Origin of the sequence: Moheibacter sp. (assembly GCF_049672845.1) — a bacterium.
Lineage (GTDB): Bacteria > Bacteroidota > Bacteroidia > Flavobacteriales > Weeksellaceae > Moheibacter.
Map to the genome: position 1 here is coordinate 1 of NZ_JBATWT010000010.1, position 1,515 is coordinate 1,515.

Consider the following 1,515-nt stretch of genomic DNA (forward strand, 5'->3'; position numbering starts at 1 on the left):
GCCGAGCAACAGGCCCATGCCGCGCACCTGTTCGAACAGGCCGAACTGCTTGCCGAGCGCCTGCAGACGGGACTTGAACCGTTCACTCTTGGCCTTCACGCCATCCAGAGTCTGGCGGGTATTGACGATATCCAGCACCGCCTCACCGACCGCGCAGGCCAGCGGGTTACCGCCATAGGTGGTGCCGTGGGTGCCAGGCGAGAAATGCTTGGCCAAGTCGGTGGTGGTAAGCATCGCGGCGATGGGGAAGCCACCGCCCAGGCTCTTGGCACTGGAGAGGATGTCCGGCACCACACCGTAATTCATGTAGGCGAACAGCTCGCCGGTCCGACCCATACCGCTCTGCACTTCGTCGAACACCAGCAGCGCGTTGTGCGCATTGCACAGTTCGCGGGCGCCTTCCAGGTAGGCCTTGTCAGCCGGCAGCACACCGCCCTCGCCCTGCACAGGTTCCAGCACCACGGCGCAGGTCTTGTCGGAAATCGCGGCCTTCAGAGCTTCCAGATCGTTGTACGGCACGTGGGTGATGCCCTGGATCTTCGGCCCGAAGCCGTCGGAGTATTTCGGCTGACCACCCACGCTGACGGTGAACAGGGTGCGACCGTGAAAGCTGTTGGTGGCGGCGATGATTTCGTGCTTTTCCGGGCCGAAGCGGTCATGAGCAACACGACGCGCCAGCTTGAACGCGGCCTCGTTGGCCTCGGCGCCGGAGTTGCAGAAGAACACGCGCTCGGCGAAGGTCGCCTCCACCAGCTTCTTGCCCAGGCGCAGGGCCGGCTCGTTGGTGAAGACGTTGGAGATGTGCCAGAGGGTATTGGCCTGCTCGGTCAGCGCCGCAACCAGCGCCGGGTGGCAGTGGCCCAGTACGTTGACGGCAATGCCGCCGGCGAAGTCGATCAGCTCTCGGCCACTCTGATCCCAGACTCGCGAACCCAGGCCGCGCACGGGTACGAAGGCAGCAGGGGCGTAGTTGGGGACCATGAACTGGTCGAAGTCGGCGCGTTGCACCGCATCGTGCTGAACGGACATCAAAGCTCTCCTGATGAGAAATACCAGTCGCGGGCAGGCGACGAAGCGCCCGAAACGACAGGGAATGCAAGGATTGTAGGGACTGAATCGGGGCTGGCATTGTCGCCATGCGACAACTTCTTACAGCGCCACCCCAGGTTTTCCGCGGGTTTTCGTCCAAGCGACAGAAAGCGTCGGAAAGGCGCAGTTTAATCGCAGATCGCCGCCCGTAGCACGCCACCGGGAAAAATCTCCGCAGGCTGACTGGTCGGTATCGAAAGTCACGCTCGTATAGCCCATGACCTACTCCCTCTCCCACTTATGGGAGAGGGTGCTTCAGGCGACTCGGAGTTGTCGGACAGCCCTCCCCCCTCTCGCGCAAGCAGCAGAGGGGAGACAAGCTGGTGGAAAACGCCGCCTCAACCGCGTTCGACCGGCGTGGACGTCAACTCGAAGGGGCTGTTGCTGCGGCGCTGGTTGCGATCATCGCGCGGAGTGGCGCCGAAG

At 63.1% G+C, this 1,515-nt stretch carries 1 protein-coding gene; it reads right to left on the minus strand.

All coding sequences use genetic code 11. The features are described 5' to 3' along the window. A partial coding sequence (locus WBF63_RS04040; protein WP_424368418.1) for an aspartate aminotransferase family protein occupies nt 1–1,029 on the minus strand: 1,029 nt, incomplete at its 3' end. Nucleotides 1,030–1,515 lie beyond the last annotated feature (486 nt).